Raw genomic sequence first — 19,241 nt, 5'->3', positions numbered from 1 at the left:
CCTGCGCAGAACTTACCCGATCTGCCCATTCCCCAGATGTTTCACCCTGCGCTTCACCTCTTCCTGCTTACCGGCGTTAAACGGACGGGCATCCGGGCTGCCGAGGTAGCCGCACACGCGGCGGGTCACGGAGACGCGGGCTGCATCGTGGTTACCGCATTTCGGACAGGTGAAGCCTTTGCTGGTGCACTCGAACTCACCGGTAAAGCCGCACTCGTAGCACTCGTCAATTGGCGTGTTGGTTCCGTAGTACGGCACGTGCTGATAGCTGTAATCCCACACGTCTTCCAGCGCCTTCAGGTTGTGCTGAATGTTCGGGTACTCGCCATAGCAGATAAAACCGCCGTTCGCGATGGGCGGATAAGCCGCTTCGAAGTCGATCTTGTCGTACGGGTTCACCTTCTTCTCCACATCGAGGTGGAAGCTGTTGGTGTAGTAACCTTTGTCGGTCACGCCTTCCACGATGCCGAATTCGGCGGTGTCCAGACGGCAGAAGCGATCGCAGAGGTTTTCACTCGGCGTGCTGTACAGGCTGAAACCGTAACCAGTTTCCTCTTTCCACTGGTCTACCGCATCGCGCAGGCGCTGCACAATCGCGATACCCTTCTCACGCAGGGCGTCGTTGTCATAGATATGCTTGTCGCCAAACAGCGCGTTAATCGTTTCGTGAATGCCGATATAGCCAAGAGAGATCGACGCGCGACCGTTTTTGAAGATCTCCGACACATCATCGTCCGCTTTCAGGCGCACGCCGCAGGCTCCTTCCATATAGAGAATTGGCGCGACGCGGGCTTTCACCCCTTCAAGACGGGCGATGCGGGTCATCAGCGCCTTACGTGCCAGCTGTAAACGTTCATCCAGCAGCGTCCAGAAGGCCGCTTCATTCCCTTTGGCTTCCAGCGCGATGCGCGGCAGGTTCAGGCTGATGACGCCCAGGTTGTTACGCCCGTCGTGGATCTGCTCGCCGTTCTCATCTTCGTACACGCCGAGGAAGCTGCGGCAGCCCATTGGCGTTTTAAACGAACCCGTGACTTTTACCACCTGGTCGTAGTTGAGGATATCCGGGTACATACGCTTGCTCGCACACTCCAGCGCCAGCTGTTTGATGTCGTAGTTCGGATCGCCAAACTTGTGGTTCAGGCCGTCGCGGATGGCGAACACCAGTTTCGGGAACACCGCCGTTTTACGGTTTTTACCGAGGCCGGAGATACGGTTGCGCAGAATAGACTGCTGGATCAGGCGTGATTCCCAGCTGGTGCCGAGGCCAAACCCGAAGGTCACAAACGGCGTCTGGCCGTTGGCGGTGTGCAGCGTGTTTACCTCATATTCCAGCGACTGGAAGGCGTCGTAGCACTCTTTCTCGGTGCGGGAACGGGCGTAACCGTCAGCATTCGGGATCTGCCACTCTTCCGCCGTTTTACGGTGTTTGTTGAAGCTCTCGGTCACGAACGGGGCCAGCACTTCATCAATGCGGTTAATGGTGGTGCCGCCATAGATGTGGCTCGCCACCTGGGCGATGATCTGCGCCGTGACCGCCGTCGCGGTGGAGATGGATTTCGGCGGCTCAATCTCGGCGTTACCCATTTTAAAACCGTGGGTCAGCATGCCTTTCAGGTCGATCAGCATGCAGTTAAACATCGGGAAGAACGGCGAGTAGTCGAGATCGTGATAGTGGATCTCACCGCGCTCGTGCGCCGAGACTACATCGCGCGGCAGCAGATGCTGACGGGCATAGTGCTTGGCGACGATACCGGCCAGCAGGTCGCGCTGGGTCGGGATCACTTTGCTGTCTTTATTGGCATTTTCATTGAGCAGCGACGAGTTGGTTTGCTCTACCAGGCCGCGGATCTCCTGGTTAAGGCGACCCCGTTTCTCACGCTGGACGTCACGGTCGTGACGATACTCAATGTAGGCGCGCGCCAGCTGCTTGTACGGACCAGACATCAGCTGGTTTTCAACCGCGGTCTGGATCTCGTTGATATCCACCTGGCTGCGTTCATGCATCTGGCTGCTAACGACTTCTGCGACGGTGGCGCAGTAATCTGCGTCATCGACTCCCGCTGCTTTAGCTGCACGCAGAATGGCTTCTTTGATGCGCTCTGATTTAAACGGCACTTTACAGCCATCACGTTTCATCACATGCGGTGTCATGATCACTCCATTTTAAAAACAGGTTATCCACAGAGGTGGAGAAGTATTCACCGGGCGTATTCCTCGCCGCGGCAAAGACTTCCCGCGTGCCCAGCCCGTGTTATCCACAATTCCGGCCAGCGTAAGCGCCGTCTTGTTGTTGGAATAGTAGACGATAAATACAAGATGTTGGGTCGGCGTGCATTTTAAGTGCTACATATAGTGATTTGCATCAAACATGTTTGCGATTTTTTTGATGCAGGACAAAGTAAAAAGACGAGAGTACAAACGGCGGGCGCTGGGGCAATTGTAAAGACGCGAAGGAAAAATCTGATTAATTATTCAACAAAAACAGCAAAGTAAGCCGGACACGGCATCGTGCCCGGCGGAGGAATTACTGCTTTAGCCACCACACGGCTTCAAACGGACGAAGCATTGAGGTGTGAGGGGCGGGGTAGTTGCTTATCACCACCTGCGACTCGCCGCTGAGAGCGTCCGCTTGCCATTCCTGAGGCAAATGGCTCAGGTTCGCCACCACCATCAGCGTTTGCCCCTGCCACTGGCGGCGATAGCACCACAGGGAAGGGTGGTCAGGCAGGAGATCCTCATAATCCCCCCACGTCAGTACCGGCAGGGTTTTGCGCAGGCGAATCAGCGACTGGTAGGTGTAGAACACCGAATCGGGGTCGTCCAGCGCCGCGCGGACATTCACGGTTTCGTAGTTGTCGCAAACGCCAATCCACGGCTCGGCCTCGGTAAAGCCCGCATTATGCGAGGCGTCCCACTGCATCGGCGTGCGGCCATTATCGCGTGACTTACTCGCCAGAATCGCCAGTAGTTCATCGGTATCGCGTCCGTTAGCCCGCTGTTCGGCGAACATGTTCAGACTTTCCACGTCGCGGTAGTCGGTGATACGGCTGAAATGCGGGTTGGTCATACCCAGCTCTTCACCCTGGTAGATATACGGCGTGCCCTGCATCCCGTGCAGCACCATGCCGAGCATTTTCGCCGCCGCCACGCGGTGTTCCCCTTCGTCACCAAAGCGCGACACGATGCGCGGCTGGTCATGGTTACACCAGAACAGCGCGTTCCAGGCTTTATTGTGCATCCCCTGCTGCCAGTGGCGGAAAAGGGTTTTCAGCGCCACGAAGTCCGGCTTTGCCTTCGTCCATTTTTCGCCGCCGGGGTAGTCCACCTTGAGGTGGTGGAAGTTAAAGGTCATCGACAGCTCGCGGCCATCAAGAGACGCGTACTGCTGGCAGTTCTCCAGCGAGGTGGAGGACATCTCGCCCACCGTCATCAGGTTACGCGGGGTAAAGACGTCCCGGCTCATCTCCTGAAGATATTCGTGGATGCGCGGCCCGTCAGTGTAGAAGCGGCGACCGTCGCCGAGGGTATCGTCCGGGAAATCCTGATCTTTTGAAACCAGGTTGATGACGTCCAGACGTAAGCCGTCCACGCCGCGATCGGCCCAGAACTCGCACACTTTTTTCAGCTCGGCGCGCACCGCCGGGTTTTCCCAGTTGAGATCCGCCTGCTCCGGTGCGAACAGGTGCAGATAATACTGTTCGCTTTCGGCATGCCAGCGCCAGGCGTTGCCGCCAAATTTGGAGCGCCAGTTGTTGGGAAGCGTATCCGGCGTACCGTCGCGCCAGATATAGAACTGGCGGTACGGACTCGCTTTATCCAGCGACTCGCGGAACCAGGCGTGCTGCGTGGACGTGTGGTTAAAGACCATATCCAGCACGATGCGGATACCGTGTTCATGCGCCCGGGCAACCAGTTCGTCAAAGTCGTCCAGCGTGCCGTAGGTCGGGTCAATGGCAGTGTAGTTCGCCACGTCGTAACCGTTATCCACCTGCGGCGAGATATAAAACGGCGTCAGCCAGATAGCGTCAATGCCGAGGGTTTTCAGGTAGTCCAGGCGCTGCGTTACGCCGCGTAGATCGCCCGTGCCGCTGCCGGTGGTATCCTGGAAACTCTTTGGGTAAATCTGATAGATGACGCCGTTCTGCCACCAGTGAGGAAGGGTATTCATAGTGCGTTCCTGCAAATGCGAAGGGGCGCAACTGCGCCCCGAAAGAGAGAATTAAACAATCTGCAACGTGCCCTGACGGAACTTACGCTGATAAACCACGGTAGTCAGCGCCATTGGGATGATAATCGCCACCGCCATCGCCAGCGCAAATACCTGCCAGAAAGCGGGTTGAATGGAGAGGATCCCCGGCAGGCCGCCGACGCCAATCCCGTTCGCCATCACGCCGTTCAGGCCGCACAGCAAGCCCGCCAGACCGGAGCCGATCATCGCGCAAAGCATCGGGAAGCGGTATTTGAGGTTGATACCGTACATCGCCGGTTCAGTGACGCCGAGGTAAGCGGAGATGGCAGCCGGAACGGAGATCTCACGCTCGTTGTGCTTACGGCTGACGATGATGATGCCGGTTACCGCCGAGGCCTGCGCAATGTTAGACAGGGCGATGATCGGCCAGACAGGCGTACCGCCGAGGCTCTGGATCATTTGCATATCGATCGCCAGCGTGGTCTGGTGCACGCCGGTGATCACCAGCGGAGCGTAGAGGAAGCCAAACAGCGCGGCACCGATTGGCGCGAAGCTGCCGGTCATCAGGTGACGGACCGCGAAGGCCACGCCGTCGCCAATCATGCGGCCAAACGGACCGATAAAGGCGTGCGCCAGGAACACCGCCAGGATCAGCGAGCAGACCGGGACCACCACCAGATACAGGTAATCCGGCACGATGCGCTTCAGGCGCGTCTCAATAAAGCCCAGCGCCAGACCCGCCAGCAATGCCGGGATCACCTGCGCCTGATAGCCCACTTTGGCGATGGTAAACAGGCCGAAGTTCCACACCTCTGGCGTTTGCTGACCAAGTAAGTAAGCGTTCATTAACTGCGGAGAGACCAGCGTCACGCCGAGCACGATACCGAGAATTGGCGTTCCGCCCATCTTGCGCACCGCGGACCAGCAGATCCCGACCGGCAGATAGAAGAAGATCGCTTCGCCAATCAGCCACAGGAAGTCATAGATACTTTGCAGCGCCGGGTACATCTGCGCCAGGGTTTTGCCGTCGCTCATTGGCACATCGCCGATGACGTTACGGAAGCCCAGAATTAAGCCCCCGCTGATCAGCGCTGGCAGCAGCGGGAAGAAGATCTCCGCAAAATGGGAAATCAGCTGCTCATGCCATTTCATATTCTGACGCGCGGCCTTCTTCGCCTGCTCTTTATCTGCGGAAGAGTGCCCGGTAGTCGCCAGCAGAGCCTGATAGTAATCGCCCACTTCGGTACCAATCACCACCTGGAACTGCCCGGCATTGGTGAAGCAGCCTTTAACCATGGAAAGCTCTTCAATGGCCTTCGGGTTGGCTTTGGCCGGATCGTTCAGCACGAAGCGCAGGCGGGTAATGCAATGGCTGACGGTGGCGATGTTGTCGCGTCCGCCGACCAGGACGATCAGCTGATCGATATCTGTTTGTTTGACTTTACTCATCATGAAACCTCATGACAGATGGTGATAGGGGTTATGACCTGTGCGCAAGCCTACTCCTTCAACGTGACGGCGAAAATGGGAACGTTCCCGAAATCGGGCGAAGATCACAATAATCTATTCAAAAGAATTATGAGAGATGGGCTGGGATAACGATCTGACGGGGCTCGGTACGCCCGGTAATTTGCTCGATCAGCTGCGCGGCAGCCTGCCGGCCAGATTCGGCGTAACCCGGATCAACGCTGATAATCTCCGGGTGTAAGAACTTCATCAGCGGCGTGCTTCCCACGCTCGCTAATTGCAGCTCCCCGATGCGCTGCTCCTGCAAATATTTGCTCGCACCCAATGCAAGGGTATCCGTGGCGCATACCAGGGCGGTGGTTTGTGGCGTCAGCACGCTGGCGACCTGTTCATATCCCTGTTTCATACCCAGACCGGGCAGCGCGGCCACGGCGGGGAGATTGTGTTTTTTACAAAACGCCAGGTACGCTTCATGGCGACGCTTGCCGGTGGTGATGTCGGCATGCGGCACGCCGAGATAGCTAATATGCCGATGGCCCTGTTCATACAGGCGCTGCATCAGGATCACGATCGCCCCTTCGTCATCGTAACAGACAGAGGCAAACCCGCTTGCGTCGCGCGCCAGCAGCACCAGTGACGGCTGCCAGGGTTTAAGCACGTCCTCTTTTAGGCCGGTAAATCCGAACAGCACCACCCCATCAATATTACGGCGCTGAAGCATACCGAGATGCTCCTCCACCATTTGCGCGGAGAACTTGCTCTCCATCATGATCGGATCGTAGCCCTGCTCGTAGAACGCGGGCAGCATCGTCTGTACGGCGAGGTTTTCGGAGAGGGAATCCAGACGCGAGACGATAATGGCGACCACTTTATCGCTCTGCCCGCGCATGGCGCGCGCGGAGCGGGAAGGGGAAAAACCGTGCTGATTCATCACCGCCTCGACGCGCTCGCGTGTGCGCTCGCTGACACCGCTTTCGTTGTTCAGCACGCGTGAGACAGTCGATTTCCCCACGCCGCTTAAACGCGCGATGTCTTTAATCGTAAGGCGGTTCTGCATGCTGTATTCCCTGTAACAACGATAAAATAATCAATTGAGCCTAATGCTATCCTGCGAATTCGCTATGGGCAAAGTCTGGTTTACGTTCGGTTTATTTGCAGGGCGTTATAATACCGCCCGATTAGTCACAAACGGTATGGATAAATCTCTATACTGCGCGCCGATACCCAACTTTTTACTTACCGGAGGCCACATGGATCCCGATCCCACACCTCTCCTGACCCGGAGAAAACCTTCTTACCGGTAAGCCAGCTTTTTGCTGTCTCACCGGCGTGAGGCAGCAACGTTCATACGTTCCTGCTTGATAAATTAAGTGCCTGACAGGTACGGCTTTGCCACGCCTGCGGGAAAGACTGCGTCCGCCTTTGCGGATGCGGGGGAATGACTATGCTGAAAAATATCACCCGGCAGCTGCAAGCGCTGCTGAGCCGTCACCTGCCACATCGCCTGATTGCGCGCGATCCGCTGCCAAATGCCAACACCATGGCGGGAGCGGCAATCCCCGCTTCCCTGACCGAGCGCTGCCTGAACGTGGCGGCGATGGATGAAAACGAAGTCTGGCGCGCCTTTGGCGGCCACCCGGAAGGGCTGAACGCGCAAGAAGTGTCAAAAATCCGCGCGGAACATGGCGATAACCAGATCCCGGCGCAGAAACCCTCTCCCTGGTGGGTCCACCTGTGGCTCTGCTACCGCAATCCGTTCAACCTGCTGCTGACGGTGCTCGGGATTATCTCTTACGCCACTGAAGATCTGTTTGCCGCAGGCGTGATTGCGCTGATGGTAGGGATCTCCACGCTGCTGAACTTTATTCAGGAAGCGCGCTCCACCAAAGCGGCGGATGCGCTGAAAGCGATGGTCAGCAACACCGCCACCGTGTCGCGCGTGATTAACGACCTCGGCGAAAACGCCTGGATTGAGCTTCCCATTGACCAGCTGGTGCCGGGCGATCTGGTGAAGCTGGCGGCGGGGGACATGATCCCGGCGGATTTACGTATCATCCAGGCGCGGGATCTGTTTGTCGCACAGGCGTCACTCACCGGTGAATCCCTGCCCGTAGAGAAGGTGGCGCGGACCCGCGATCCGCAGCAGATGAACCCGCTGGAGTGCGACACCCTGTGCTTTATGGGCACCACGGTGGTTAGTGGCACCGCGCAGGCGATTGTCACCGCCACCGGCGGCAATACCTGGTTTGGACAGCTTGCCGGACGCGTCAGCGAGCAGGAGAGCGAGCCAAATGCGTTCCAGAAAGGCATTGGCCGCGTCAGCATGCTGCTGATCCGCTTTATGATGGTCATGACGCCGATTGTCCTGCTGATCAACGGCTACACCAAAGGCGACTGGTGGGAAGCGGCGCTGTTCGCGCTCTCCGTGGCTGTGGGCTTAACGCCGGAAATGCTGCCGATGATTGTCACCTCCACGCTGGCGCGCGGGGCGGTCAAACTCTCTAAACAAAAGGTGATTGTTAAACACCTCGACGCCATCCAGAACTTTGGCGCGATGGACATTCTTTGCACCGATAAAACCGGCACCCTCACCCAGGACAAAATCGTGCTGGAGAACCACACCGATATCGCCGGAAAGACCAGCGAACGGGTGCTGTACAGCGCGTGGCTGAACAGCCACTACCAGACCGGGCTGAAAAACCTGCTCGACGTGGCGGTGCTGGAAGGTGTGGATGAAGAGTCTGCCCGCATGCTCTCCGGGCGCTGGCAGAAGGTGGACGAAATTCCGTTCGACTTTGAACGACGCCGCATGTCGGTGGTGGTCAGCGAGCAGCCGGACGTGCATCAGCTGATCTGCAAAGGGGCATTGCAGGAGATCCTGAATGTTTCCACGCAGGTGCGCCATAACGGCGAGATCGTGCCGCTGGATGAGACCATGCTGCGCCGCATCAAACGCGTCACCGATAACCTGAACCGCCAGGGGCTGCGCGTGGTGGCGGTAGCCAGCAAGTTCCTGCCCGCGCGGGAAGGGGACTACCAGCGTATCGATGAATCTGATTTGATCCTCGAGGGTTACATCGCATTCCTCGATCCGCCGAAAGAGACCACCGCACCTGCGCTGAAAGCGCTGAAAGCGAGCGGTATCACCGTCAAAATTCTCACCGGCGACAGCGAGCTGGTGGCGGCCAAAGTGTGCCACGAAGTCGGCCTGGACGCGGGCGACGTCGTCGTGGGGAGCGACATTGAGCTCCTGTCTGACGATGAGCTGGCCGACCTTGCCCAACGCACCACGCTGTTTGCCCGCCTGACGCCGATGCATAAAGAACGCATCGTCACTCTGCTGCGTCTCGAAGGGCATGTAGTGGGCTTTATGGGCGACGGCATCAACGATGCGCCAGCCCTGCGTGCGGCGGATATCGGTATCTCCGTAGACGGCGCGGTGGATATTGCCCGCGAAGCGGCGGATATCATTCTGCTGGAAAAGAGCCTGATGGTGCTGGAGGAGGGCGTCATCGAAGGGCGTCGCACCTTCGCCAATATGCTCAAATACATCAAAATGACCGCCAGCTCGAACTTCGGCAACGTCTTCAGCGTGCTGGTGGCGAGCGCGTTTCTGCCGTTTCTGCCGATGCTGCCGCTGCATCTGCTGATCCAGAACCTGATGTACGATGTCTCTCAGGTCGCCATCCCGTTTGATAACGTGGACGACGAGCAGATCCAGAAGCCGCAGCGCTGGAACCCCGCCGATCTGGGGCGCTTTATGCTGTTCTTTGGGCCGATCAGCTCTATCTTCGACATTCTGACTTTCTGCCTGATGTGGTTTGTGTTCCATGCGAATACGCCAGAACACCAGACGCTGTTCCAGTCCGGCTGGTTCGTGGTGGGACTGCTGTCTCAGACGCTGATTGTGCACATGATCCGCACCCGCCGCATTCCGTTCATCCAGAGCCGCGCCGCGTGGCCGCTGATTGTGATGACGGGCATTGTGATGGCGCTCGGGATCGCGCTGCCGTTCTCGCCGCTGGCAAGCTACCTGCAACTCCAGGCGCTACCGCTGAGCTACTTCCCATGGCTGGTGGCGATCCTCGCGGGTTACATGGTGCTGACGCAGATGGTGAAGGGGTTCTATAGCCGTCGGTATGGGTGGCAGTAACGGCAAGCCCGGTGGCGCTGCGCTTACCGGGCCTACGATCCGAACGTAGGCCGGGTAAGGCGAAGCCGCCACCCGGCAGCTGGCTTTCCTCCCAAATTCAACAACCTGTGATCTCCGTCGGCGCATTCGCTTGACGACAATTTGAGCGCATGTTAACAGAATGTTTTGCCTGTATTTGGCCCGTCAGATAAGGAACATTCATGTTACGGTACAGTCTCTTAACCGCCGGGCTCATGCTCGGCGCCTCCGCCTTTGCCGCACCGGCAGGCGACCTTCCCTTAATGCCCTGGCCTGCGAAGGTTGAACGCCCGACCACTCAGGGCGCGCTGGAGCTTAACAATCAACTCACCGTGAGCGTAAGTGGCGACGATCTGGGGGATGCGGTCAACCGCCTGCGCCAGCGCATCGCCCTTCAAACCGGCTGGACGCTACAGCCGCAGGCCGAAAAACCTGACAAGCCGACCATCCGCATCGCCATCGCCAAAAAGGTGAAGCCGCAGCCGCTGCCGGACAGCGATGAGAGCTATAAACTCACGGTGGACGCCAGCGGCGTAAATATCTCCGCCAATACCCGCTTCGGCGCGCTGCGCGCCATGGAAACCTTGCTTCAGCTGATGCAGAACGGCGCCGAAAACACCTCGATCCCGTGGGTGACCATTGAAGATTCGCCGCGCTTCCCGTGGCGCGGGCTGCTGCTCGATTCGGCGCGCCACTTCCTCCCGATTCCGGATATTAAACGCCAGATCGACGGCATGGCCGCGGCGAAGCTCAACGTGCTGCACTGGCATTTGACCGACGATCAGGGCTGGCGCTTCAGCTCAAAGCGCTACCCTAAGCTGACCCAGCTTGCCAGCGACGGGCTGTTCTACACCCCTGAGCAGATGCGCGAGATTGTGCGTTACGCTGCCGAGCGCGGCATACGCGTGGTGCCGGAAATTGATATGCCGGGCCACGCCTCGGCGATTGCCGTCGCCTACCCGGAGCTGATGAGCGCGCCGGGGCCGTACGCCATGGAGCGCCACTGGGGCGTGCTGAAGCCAGTGCTGGATCCCACCAAAGAGGCAACTTATACCTTTGCCGACGCGATGGTCAGCGAACTGGCGGCGATCTTCCCGGATCCATATCTGCATATTGGCGGCGATGAGGTTGACGACAGCCAGTGGAAAGCGAACGCTGCGATCCAGAGATTCATGCGCGACAATAAACTGGCGGACAGCCACGCGTTGCAGGCGTATTTCAACCGCAAGCTGGAGACGATCCTTGAGAAGCACCACCGGCAGATGGTTGGCTGGGATGAGATCTACCATCCCGATCTGCCGAAAAGCATTCTGATCCAGTCCTGGCAGGGACAGGACGCGCTGGGGCAGGTGGCGCAGAACGGCTATAAGGGCATTCTCTCAACCGGTTTCTACCTCGATCAGCCGCAATCCACCGCCTACCACTACCGCAATGAAATTGTGCCGCAGGGGCTGAACGGCGTGGATGTGATAGCGGACACCGACAGCGTCCAGAGCTGGGCTTTCTCCATGCCGCGCCTGAAGGGCAAGCCGGTGGAAGGTAGCTTTACGCTGGTGAAAGGCGATGCTGGCTGGCGCGGATTTATTGATTTTGCCGGGAAATCGCGTCGGGCGGTGGATAACATTCAATGGCGGGACGACAATCAGGTAACGTTTACCGTTGATACCTGGATGGGTGAAACGCGTCCGGTCGTTTCTGTTGAGAACGATAAGCTCAGCGGCTATTTCCTGGTGGGTAACGCCCGCTACCCGATTAGCGGCACGCGTCTGGACGCGGTCCCAAAAGGCATACCGCCGGTGGTGCCGGACCCGGCGAACGAGGCCAGTCTGCTCGGCGGTGAAGCCGCGCTGTGGGCGGAAAACGTGGTCGCGCCGGTGCTGGATATCCGTCTGTGGCCGCGCGCCTTTGCGGTGGCGGAGCGGCTATGGTCGGCGAAGGACGTCAACGACATCGACAACATGTATACCCGGCTCCAGGCAATGGACAGCTGGTCGACGGTGTCGGTTGGACTACAGCAGCATACCCAGCAGCAGGTGCAGTTCACGCGCCTCGCCAACAATGCGGATACCCTTCCGCTGCAAATTCTCACCCAGGCGCTTGAACCGGCGCAGTATTACACCCGCCAGCATCTTAAGTTCCAGGCTGGAAACTATCATCAGTTTGAGCCGCTCAACCGGCTCGCTGATGCGCTAAACGCGGAAAGTGCGACCGTGCGTCAGATGAATAAATGGGCGGACCGTCTGGTGAGCGACGCGGAAGACACGGAAAGCGCCGACGCGCTGCGCCACGTCTTTAACCGCTGGCAGAGCAACACCAGCGACGCGCTGGCGCTAAGCGAAAACAGCTATCAGCTGAAGGCGATCAAGCCGGTGATTCAGGAAGTCGACAAGCTTTCGTCGATTGGCCTGCGGCTGACGGATCTGGTGGCGCGCCAGGGCACGCTGGATGATAAAGAGATTGCGTCGATTCAGAGCGAACTGGATAACGCGGCGAAGGTTCAGGACGAGGTGGTGATTGCGGCGGTATATCCGCTGGAGACGCTGCTGCGCGCGACGCGGAATCAGTAGTAAAGAACCCTCACCCCAGCCCTCTCCCAAAGGGAGAGGGTGTATAAATTCCCTCTCCCTTTGGGAGAGGGTTAGGGTGAGGGAATCAGATCACTCAGTTCTTCAGCACCCACGCCTCTCTCCAGTGCGCGCCCACGCCTGGTTCAAACTGGTTTGCGGTTGGGCTGTACTGCACGCAGTAGCCGCTGAACGGGACAGGCCTGCATTCGTAGGTCTTACCGTCTTTCGGCTGTAGCACTACGGTGCCCGCTTTGTAGGACGCGACGTTATCCGGGAAGATAAAGTCATGCGGGCCGTTGCTGTCCGCCGCGTCGCTTTCCAGCATCAGATCCAGCACGTCCTGCGCGAACAGGGTGCCGTCTTTGTTGGTGGCGTAGTATTTCAGCATATGGTGCCCCGCCGTGACGTCAGTCAGGGTCATGGTCACGTCCTGGCTGGCGTTATTCATCTCCTGCTTCAGATAGCCCTTTTCCGCACCGCTGTGGTTCATCACGTGCGCTTCAACGTTCACGTCGCCTTTGGTGTTCACGTGGAAGGTGACGGATGCCTTGCCATTCTCGATTTTGCTGTAGTGCAGGTTAGATACAGCGATGGTTTCATTCACTTCCGCCTTCTGCTCTTCGTACGAAATCGCAACGGACTGGAGGGCGCTGCCGTCTTTGACGAAGACGCTGTTCGCGCCGTGAACCGGGCTAATTTCGCCCGCTTCATCCTTCACCCCGACACGCACATCGCTGTACGCGGCGTTGATCTTCTGCGCCAGATCGTAGGACCACTGGTTCGCATCCCCCTGGGCAACGGAGCCGATGGTCAGCTCGGTACGCAGGGCGGCAACTTCCCCGTTGGCGTCGAAGAAGCGTGCAATCACTTTATCGCCCGTGTTCAGGTTATTCCCGGCAATCTGTCCGCTCAGGGTTTTACTCCACTGGGATATCACCGCTGGGGTGTCGTCCGGCGTGACGTTGCCGCCGTTACCGAAATCAACGTCAATGGCCTGATAGAAACTGTTTGCGGTATCCGCAATTTCCCACACGCCATAAATAACCTGGTAGCCCGTACGTTCCGGGACATTACAGGTCATGGATTTAGTCATCGCCGGTGCCTGACCATTTCCGTTAATAGTACAGAACGGCGTTAATTCGAACTGGTCACGGGTCAGCGGTTTATTGGGGTCCCAGTTTTGTTTGGTAATGTAATAACGCCAGTTAGTGGTTTTATGCGGCGCGGTATGGTGCCAGACAAATTCATGCGGGCCTGCCGTCATGGGATTTTTGGTCCAGGCGTTCAGGCTCTGCTTATCAAGCTGGGAGTAGCTGGCAATACCGGCGCTGGCAAGCTGGCCGTCAGGCGGCATCGCACCCGTCGGGAAGCCGGAGGTCTTTTCTACGCTCTGCGGTTCATATTGTACAGAGCCACAGTCAGTATTCTGGCCGAGCTTACACATATAGGCGCGGCTGGCAGGGGATTCTATATATCCGTGTGCAAGTGCGGAAGACGCAACCGTTAATGTGGTTACCGCCAGCGCAATTTTAGAGAGTTTCATTCATCATCCATTAATTAGAATAGAGCAAGGCAGCGTCAGTCTATTAATGGAGTGGCGGATGCGTCATTTTCCGGAGAGAGTAAAAATGGTCGAAATAAAAAAAGGCAGCCAGAGCTGCCTTCTCTTTCTTGAAATAAATTAGCGACGTACGGCAATCGCTTCAATTTCAATTTTCACGTCTTTTGGCAGACGCGCCACTTCCACGCAGGAGCGCGCCGGGAAGGTGGCGTTGTGCTCGGTGAAGAACGCTTCGTAAGTGGCGTTAACGGTCGCAAAATCATTCAGATCTTTCACGAACACGGTGGTTTTGACGATATCGCCCACTTTCAGACCGGCAGATTCGACGATCGCCTGCACGTTTTCCAGCGACTGACGCGCCTGCGCCGCTACGTCGGCGGGTACTTCACCGGTTTTTGGGTTCACCGGGATCTGGCCAGAAGTGATGATCATGCTGCCCAGATCAACGCCCTGAACGTATGGGCCGATAGCCGCTGGTGCATTTTCCGTCGCGAGTACTTTGCTCATTTTTTCTCCAGAATTACAGCGTTAAGAATGTTCCCGGCCATTATAACAGCCGGGATTTCATTACCAACCTCAATTAGTTGGCCAGCACCACATAATGAGAAAACTCTTTTTCGCAGTATTTGCATTTGAGTGCGATGTCATTGGCGCGCTTTTTCACTGCAAAGCTGGAGGAAACCGGCTCAGCATGACTGATGCAGTTGCTGTTCGGGCAGACCAGCACGCTTTCGATGCGATCCGGCAGGCTTGGGCGGGATTTGCCCACCACGTCGTAATCGTCGATGCGGTTAACCGTGGCGTCCGGCGCGTACAGCGACAGCTGGTTAACCTGCTCGTCGGTCAGGAAAGTGTTCTCGATCTTGATCAGGTCTTTGCGGCCCATCTCGCCCGACGGCAGGTTCAGGCCGATGGTGATGCGCTGGTCGGTTTCGGTCAGTTTGAACAGCGTCAGCAGCTTAAAGCCCACCTGCGCAGGGATGTGGTCAATCACGGTGCCACGCTTGATGGCTTCAACCTGGAGTTTGTTATCGTATGTCATGGTCGTCTCCCCTTACAGAGCTAATTCGCGATTCAGAACCAGTGCCAGTAACGCCTGGCGGGCGAAGATGCCGTTCCCGGCCTGCTGGAAGTACCAGGCGTGCGGCGTTTTATCCACGTCTGTGGTGATCTCATCGATGCGCGGCAGCGGGTGCAGCACCTTCATGTTGTCGCGCGCGCCCTCGAGGTCGCTGGCGCGCAGTACGAACTGCGCCTTCACGTTGGCGTACTCGGATGGGTCAAGACGCTCTTTTTGCACGCGGGTCATGTAGAGAATATCCACGTGGCTCATCACCTCTTCGATGCTGGCATGCAGGCTCCACGCAATGCCTTTCTCGTCCAGCATGTCGAGAATGTACTGCGGCATCGCCAGCGCCTCCGGGGCGATGAAGTAGAAGCGGTTGCCGTTAAATTTCGCCAGCGCCTGGGTCAGGGAGTGGACGGTGCGGCCATACTTCAGGTCGCCAACCATGGCGATATTCAGGTTCTCAAGCTTGCCCTGCGTCTCCTGAATGGTGAACAGATCCAGCAGCGTCTGCGTTGGGTGCTGGTTGGCACCGTCACCGGCGTTCAGCACCGGAATGCCGCCGGAGAACTCGGTCGCCAGGCGCGCCGCGCCCTCCTGCGGGTGGCGCATCACAATCGCGTCGACGTAGGTACTGATAACCGAAATGGTATCCGCCAGGGTCTCGCCTTTTTTACCCAGCGACGTGTTGCTGCTGTCAGAGAAGCCCACCACGCTCGCGCCCAAGCGGTGCATGGAGGTCTCAAAGGAGAGGCGGGTGCGGGTCGAGGCTTCAAAGAAGCAGCTCGCAATCACCTTGTGCTTCAGCAGCTCCGGTTGCGGATTGGCCTTCAGTTTTGCCGCGGTTTCCAGAACCAGTTCCAGCTCTTCGCGGCTGAGGTCGTTTATGGAAATGATGTGTTTTTGATAAAGCGGATTCATGTTTATCTCCTGACGCCGGGCAAAAAAAAGCCCCTCAAATGAGGGGCTCTGGGAATAGGTTTAGCAACGGGAAGAAAAACGGCAGGCCAGCGTCTGATTTCAGACGCGGTAAGACGTTATGTCGTACACGCTTGACCATGCTTCCTCCCGGCAAATTGTCGGGCATTATACGCAGCTCGCTTTTGGGATCAAGCGATTTAATGCACGCTTTACTCAATGCAAACGGTTCTTTATGAATATTAATGCGTTCTGAGTAAATAATTAATTTGCTTATGCACCAGCGCGGTGCGCTTCACTATGCGGGGCGCGACCCAGACAATACTGCTTCCGGCCACCACGCCTAAAATTTCCGGTAACTGGTGATAATCCAGAATACGCGCCACCGCGCGGCCATATCCGGCGACGGTATGGATAAGGATAAATTCGCTGTTGTGCTCCACGCTCACCACCATTTCAGAGACGGTACGCGCCGCATCGGGGGCCGGGCGTAGCTGGGGATTCAGCGAATAAATCTTTAGCCCTTTGGCATTGCGAATTTTTATGACACCAAGCAACTTGAGCAGACGTGAAACGGTGGACTGGCTGATGGTCTCAAAACCCCGCTCCTGTAAGTCGCGGCGGATCTCTTCCTGGGAGAGATAGCTCTTTTCCGCGATCAGACGCTGGCAGACCGTTAGCTGTAGTTGCTCTTTGGGAGAGTACTCTTCGTAATCCATCATAGTTCCCATATCAGTTCCCGAAATAACCGGTGGCACCGCACCGATCCGTAGGCCGGATAAGCGCAGCGCCATCCGGCAAATCACAACAAAGCGCCCAGGCTTAACGCCACCATAATCACCACCGTTAAAATCCCCAGCAGCGGCGCGACCCATTTCAGATAACGCACGTAGGGCACGCGGGCGATAGCCAGCCCGCCCATCACGACGGCAGAGGTGGGAGTGATCAGGTTAACGATGCCGGACGCCGACTGGTAAGCCGTAACCACCAGGTCGCGGTTGACGTTAGCGAAATCGGCAAGGGGCGCCATGATCGGCATCGTCAGAACGGCCAGGCCGGACGAAGAAGGCACAAGAAACGACAGCACCACTTCCAGCCAGTACATCACGTTGATGAACGCCACCGTCGACAATCCGGTGACCATTCCCTCGGCGCTGTGCAAAATGGTGTGGGTAATCATGCCCTTATCCATGATCACTACGATACCGCGCGCGATGCCGATAATCAGCGCGACGCCCAGCAAATCTCGCGCGCCGTTGATAAAGGTTGAGGTCAGCTCCTCTTCGCTCATGCGGGCGATCAGCCCGACGATAATGGCGCTGGCGAGGAACACCGCCGAGATCTCCGCCATCCACCAGCCCAGCACCGCCACGCCGTAGATCATCACCGCGAAGGCGAGGGCGAAGATCACCAGGATGAGTTTGCGCACCGGGGTAAACTCCAGCGACTGCTCGCCCTTGTTGCCGAGGAAGTGGGCGCGGTTCTCTTCCTGCTTATCCGCCACGATCGACAGCGACGGATCCTTGCGCACCTTACGGGCGTAACGCATTACCCACGCCACGCAGATGATCCAGCCGATCACCAGCAGCGCGATGCGCAACATGATGCCGTTGGTGAAGGGGATCCCGGCGGCGTTGGCGGCGATCACCGTGGCGAACGGGTTGATGGTGGAGCCGAGGGTGCCGATCCCCGCGCCGAGCAGCACGGTAGAGGCCGCAACCACCGGATCGAACCGCGCCGCCAGCATCACCGGCACCAGTAAGGTATAGAAGGGCAGCGACTCTTCTGCCATGCCGTAAATCGTGCCGCCCGCGGCAAACAGCGCCATCAGGATCGGGATCATCCACTCTTCGCGGCCGCGCAGCCGGGTGGTGACGCGCTCGATCCCGGCGTCTATCGCCCCGGTTTTGGTAACGATCCCGAGGAATCCGCCGATGATCAGAATAAACAGCGCCACGTCGATGGCTCCGGCCTGGCCGGATTCCGGATCGTACAGCCCGGCAATCGGCGCCATCAGCACGGAGACCAGACCTTGCGGGTGCGCTGCCACGTGCGCGTAGGTGCCAGCAACCGGCACTTCTTTACCGAGCACCTCGTTCATTGCCATATGGTACTGCCCGGCCGGGACAATCCACGTCAGCACGGCAACCACGGCAATCAGAAAAAAGAGAATGGTGTAAGCGGAGGGAAACTTGAACTTGCCCATGATGTTCTCCTGAACCCGGCGCACCCCGCGGCGCGCCGGGCGGTGATTAGTCGCCGAGTGTCGCCACCATGACCGCTTTAATGGTGTGCATGCGGTTCTCTGCTTCGTCGAAGACGATGGAGTTCGGTGATTCGAAGACCTCTTCCGTCACCTCCAGCCCCTTCAGGCCGTACGCCATCTCGATTTCGCGGCCCACTTTGGTGTGCTCGTTGTGGAACGCCGGCAGGCAGTGCATGAACTTGACGTTCGGGTTACCGGTGGCCTTCATCACCTGCGCGTTTATCTGATACGGCTTCATCAGGCTGAGGCGCTCGGCCCAGGCCTCCTTCGGCTCGCCCATGGAGACCCACACGTCGGTGTAGAGGAAATCGGTCCCCTGCACGCCTTCTTCCACGTCGTCGGTGAGGGTGATGCGCGCGCCCGTCTCTTTCGCAATGGCGCGGCACTGCTCAACCAGGCCTGCCTCCGGCCAGAAGGATTTCGGCGCAACGAGGCGGATATCCATCCCCATCTTGGCCGCGCCGACCATCAGGGAGTTGCCCATGTTGTTGCGCGCGTCGCCGAGATAGGCAAAGCTCAGCTCCGGCAGGGTTTTGCCTGGAGAGTGTTCCAGCATGGTCATCAGATCGGCGAGAATTTGCGTTGGGTGGAACTCGTCGGTTAGGCCGTTCCACACCGGCACCCCCGCGTACTCGCCCAGCTCTTCAACGATGGCCTGGCCGTAGCCGCGATATTCGATGCCGTCATACATGCGGCCCAGCACGCGGGCGGTGTCTTTCATCGACTCTTTATGGCCAATCTGCGAGCCGCTTGGGCCGAGATAGGTGACCTGCGCGCCCTGGTCGAACGCGCCCACTTCGAAGGCGCAGCGGGTGCGGGTGGAGGTTTTTTCAAAGATCAGGGCGATGTTTTTCCCGACCAGGGTTTGCTTCTCGCGCCCGGCTTTTTTGGCGGCCTTGAGCTCGATGGCGAGGTCAATCAGGTACTGGATCTCCGCCGGGGTGTAGTCCAGCAGTTTCAGGAAGTTGCGGTTTTTCAGGTTAATGGTCATGGGGAAATCCTTTTTAAATTGTTAGCTGTCTGATGCCCTCACCCC

The 19,241-nt window shown here is 57.9% G+C and carries 14 protein-coding genes and 1 pseudogene; 3 read left to right on the top strand and 12 right to left on the bottom strand.

From position 1 onward, the window contains the following. Positions 1-12 precede the first annotated feature (12 nt). The 4 genes from nrdD to treR form a co-directional block, all read right to left on the bottom strand. Positions 13-2,151, bottom strand: a complete 2,139-nt coding sequence (nrdD, locus tag ACOTXD_RS10035; protein WP_003863406.1) for an anaerobic ribonucleoside-triphosphate reductase — start codon at positions 2,149-2,151, stop codon at positions 13-15. Between the two features lie 373 nt (positions 2,152-2,524). After that, positions 2,525-4,168 (bottom strand): alpha,alpha-phosphotrehalase, encoded by a 1,644-nt coding sequence (treC, locus tag ACOTXD_RS10030; RefSeq protein ID WP_058659316.1) that lies wholly within the window; start codon positions 4,166-4,168, stop codon positions 2,525-2,527. A gap of 51 nt (positions 4,169-4,219) precedes the next feature. Next, a complete protein-coding gene (gene treB, locus ACOTXD_RS10025; RefSeq protein ID WP_003863402.1) occupies positions 4,220-5,638 on the bottom strand; it encodes a PTS trehalose transporter subunit IIBC in 1,419 nt (472 codons plus the stop codon). A 127-nt stretch (positions 5,639-5,765) separates the two neighbouring features. Next, positions 5,766-6,713 (bottom strand): trehalose operon repressor TreR, encoded by a 948-nt coding sequence (gene treR, locus ACOTXD_RS10020; protein WP_015572520.1) that lies wholly within the window; start codon positions 6,711-6,713, stop codon positions 5,766-5,768. Positions 6,714-7,100: 387 nt separating this feature from the next. Here treR and mgtA point away from each other — a divergent pair, with 387 nt between their 5' ends. Continuing rightward, complete coding sequence (gene mgtA, locus ACOTXD_RS10015; RefSeq protein ID WP_059294454.1) at positions 7,101-9,809, top strand: magnesium-translocating P-type ATPase; 2,709 nt, start codon at positions 7,101-7,103, stop codon at positions 9,807-9,809. A 200-nt stretch (positions 9,810-10,009) separates the two neighbouring features. Further along, a complete protein-coding gene (locus tag ACOTXD_RS10010) occupies positions 10,010-12,394 on the top strand; it encodes a beta-N-acetylhexosaminidase (RefSeq protein WP_421766407.1) in 2,385 nt (794 codons plus the stop codon). 94 nt (positions 12,395-12,488) lie between these two features. Here ACOTXD_RS10010 and gbpA read toward each other — a convergent pair whose 3' ends face one another. The 5 genes from gbpA to ACOTXD_RS09985 all read right to left on the bottom strand — a co-directional run bounded on the left by gbpA (position 12,489) and on the right by ACOTXD_RS09985 (position 16,081). Then, entirely contained in the window at positions 12,489-13,937 is a 1,449-nt protein-coding gene (gene gbpA / locus ACOTXD_RS10005) for an N-acetylglucosamine-binding protein GbpA (protein WP_058658803.1), read from the bottom strand. 138 nt (positions 13,938-14,075) lie between these two features. Then, positions 14,076-14,462 (bottom strand): 2-iminobutanoate/2-iminopropanoate deaminase, encoded by a 387-nt coding sequence (ridA, locus tag ACOTXD_RS10000; protein ID WP_003863373.1) that lies wholly within the window; start codon positions 14,460-14,462, stop codon positions 14,076-14,078. A gap of 73 nt (positions 14,463-14,535) precedes the next feature. Then, positions 14,536-14,997 carry an aspartate carbamoyltransferase regulatory subunit gene (gene pyrI / locus ACOTXD_RS09995; RefSeq protein WP_061856202.1) on the bottom strand — a complete coding sequence of 154 codons (462 nt, stop codon included), beginning with the start codon at positions 14,995-14,997 and terminating at the stop codon, positions 14,536-14,538. Positions 14,998-15,009: 12 nt separating this feature from the next. Next, positions 15,010-15,942: an aspartate carbamoyltransferase gene (pyrB, locus tag ACOTXD_RS09990; RefSeq protein WP_008501389.1), complete on the bottom strand. Its 933-nt coding sequence runs from the start codon at positions 15,940-15,942 to the stop codon at positions 15,010-15,012. 34 nt (positions 15,943-15,976) lie between these two features. Then, a complete protein-coding gene (locus ACOTXD_RS09985) occupies positions 15,977-16,081 on the bottom strand; it encodes a pyrBI operon leader peptide (RefSeq protein WP_022646880.1) in 105 nt (34 codons plus the stop codon). Between ACOTXD_RS09985 and ACOTXD_RS09980 the strand changes: the two are divergent. Then, positions 16,061-16,178: pseudogene (locus ACOTXD_RS09980) on the top strand (hypothetical protein). The gene ACOTXD_RS09985 and the pseudogene ACOTXD_RS09980 overlap by 21 nt on opposite strands. Positions 16,179-16,181: 3 nt before the next feature. Here ACOTXD_RS09980 and ACOTXD_RS09975 read toward each other — a convergent pair. The 3 genes from ACOTXD_RS09975 to argF form a co-directional block, all read right to left on the bottom strand. Continuing rightward, positions 16,182-16,661 (bottom strand): arginine repressor, encoded by a 480-nt coding sequence (locus ACOTXD_RS09975; protein WP_032608385.1) that lies wholly within the window; start codon positions 16,659-16,661, stop codon positions 16,182-16,184. An 80-nt stretch (positions 16,662-16,741) separates the two neighbouring features. Further along, the gene (locus tag ACOTXD_RS09970; RefSeq protein WP_045342507.1) at positions 16,742-18,145 is read right to left on the bottom strand and encodes a YfcC family protein; all 1,404 of its coding nucleotides are present in this window, start codon (positions 18,143-18,145) and stop codon (positions 16,742-16,744) included. Between the two features lie 46 nt (positions 18,146-18,191). After that, positions 18,192-19,196: an ornithine carbamoyltransferase gene (gene argF / locus ACOTXD_RS09965; protein ID WP_045894198.1), complete on the bottom strand. Its 1,005-nt coding sequence runs from the start codon at positions 19,194-19,196 to the stop codon at positions 18,192-18,194. Positions 19,197-19,241: the final 45 nt, after the last annotated feature.

It is taken from the genome of Enterobacter cloacae complex sp. CDL013, assembly GCF_049238805.1.
Classification (GTDB): Bacteria; Pseudomonadota; Gammaproteobacteria; order Enterobacterales; family Enterobacteriaceae; genus Enterobacter; species Enterobacter hormaechei_C.
This window is presented reverse-complemented; position numbering and strand designations above follow the sequence as displayed.

Bases quoted from the DNA above. Each gene is read 5' to 3' on its own strand.
- mgtA (WP_059294454.1), top strand. From the start codon at position 7,101: ATGCTGAAAAATATCACCCGGCAGCTGCAAGCGCTGCTGAGCCGTCAC.
- treC (WP_058659316.1), bottom strand. From the start codon at position 4,168: ATGAATACCCTTCCTCACTGGTGGCAGAACGGCGTCATCTATCAGATT.
- ridA (WP_003863373.1), bottom strand. From the start codon at position 14,462: ATGAGCAAAGTACTCGCGACGGAAAATGCACCAGCGGCTATCGGCCCA.
- gbpA (WP_058658803.1), bottom strand. From the start codon at position 13,937: ATGAAACTCTCTAAAATTGCGCTGGCGGTAACCACATTAACGGTTGCG.
- pyrB (WP_008501389.1), bottom strand. From the start codon at position 15,942: ATGAATCCGCTTTATCAAAAACACATCATTTCCATAAACGACCTCAGC.
- ACOTXD_RS09975 (WP_032608385.1), bottom strand. From the start codon at position 16,661: ATGATGGATTACGAAGAGTACTCTCCCAAAGAGCAACTACAGCTAACG.
- treR (WP_015572520.1), bottom strand. From the start codon at position 6,713: ATGCAGAACCGCCTTACGATTAAAGACATCGCGCGTTTAAGCGGCGTG.
- nrdD (WP_003863406.1), bottom strand. From the start codon at position 2,151: ATGACACCGCATGTGATGAAACGTGATGGCTGTAAAGTGCCGTTTAAA.
- ACOTXD_RS09985 (WP_022646880.1), bottom strand. From the start codon at position 16,081: ATGGTCAAGCGTGTACGACATAACGTCTTACCGCGTCTGAAATCAGAC.
- ACOTXD_RS09970 (WP_045342507.1), bottom strand. From the start codon at position 18,145: ATGGGCAAGTTCAAGTTTCCCTCCGCTTACACCATTCTCTTTTTTCTG.
- pyrI (WP_061856202.1), bottom strand. From the start codon at position 14,997: ATGACATACGATAACAAACTCCAGGTTGAAGCCATCAAGCGTGGCACC.
- argF (WP_045894198.1), bottom strand. From the start codon at position 19,196: ATGACCATTAACCTGAAAAACCGCAACTTCCTGAAACTGCTGGACTAC.
- ACOTXD_RS10010 (WP_421766407.1), top strand. From the start codon at position 10,010: ATGTTACGGTACAGTCTCTTAACCGCCGGGCTCATGCTCGGCGCCTCC.
- treB (WP_003863402.1), bottom strand. From the start codon at position 5,638: ATGAGTAAAGTCAAACAAACAGATATCGATCAGCTGATCGTCCTGGTC.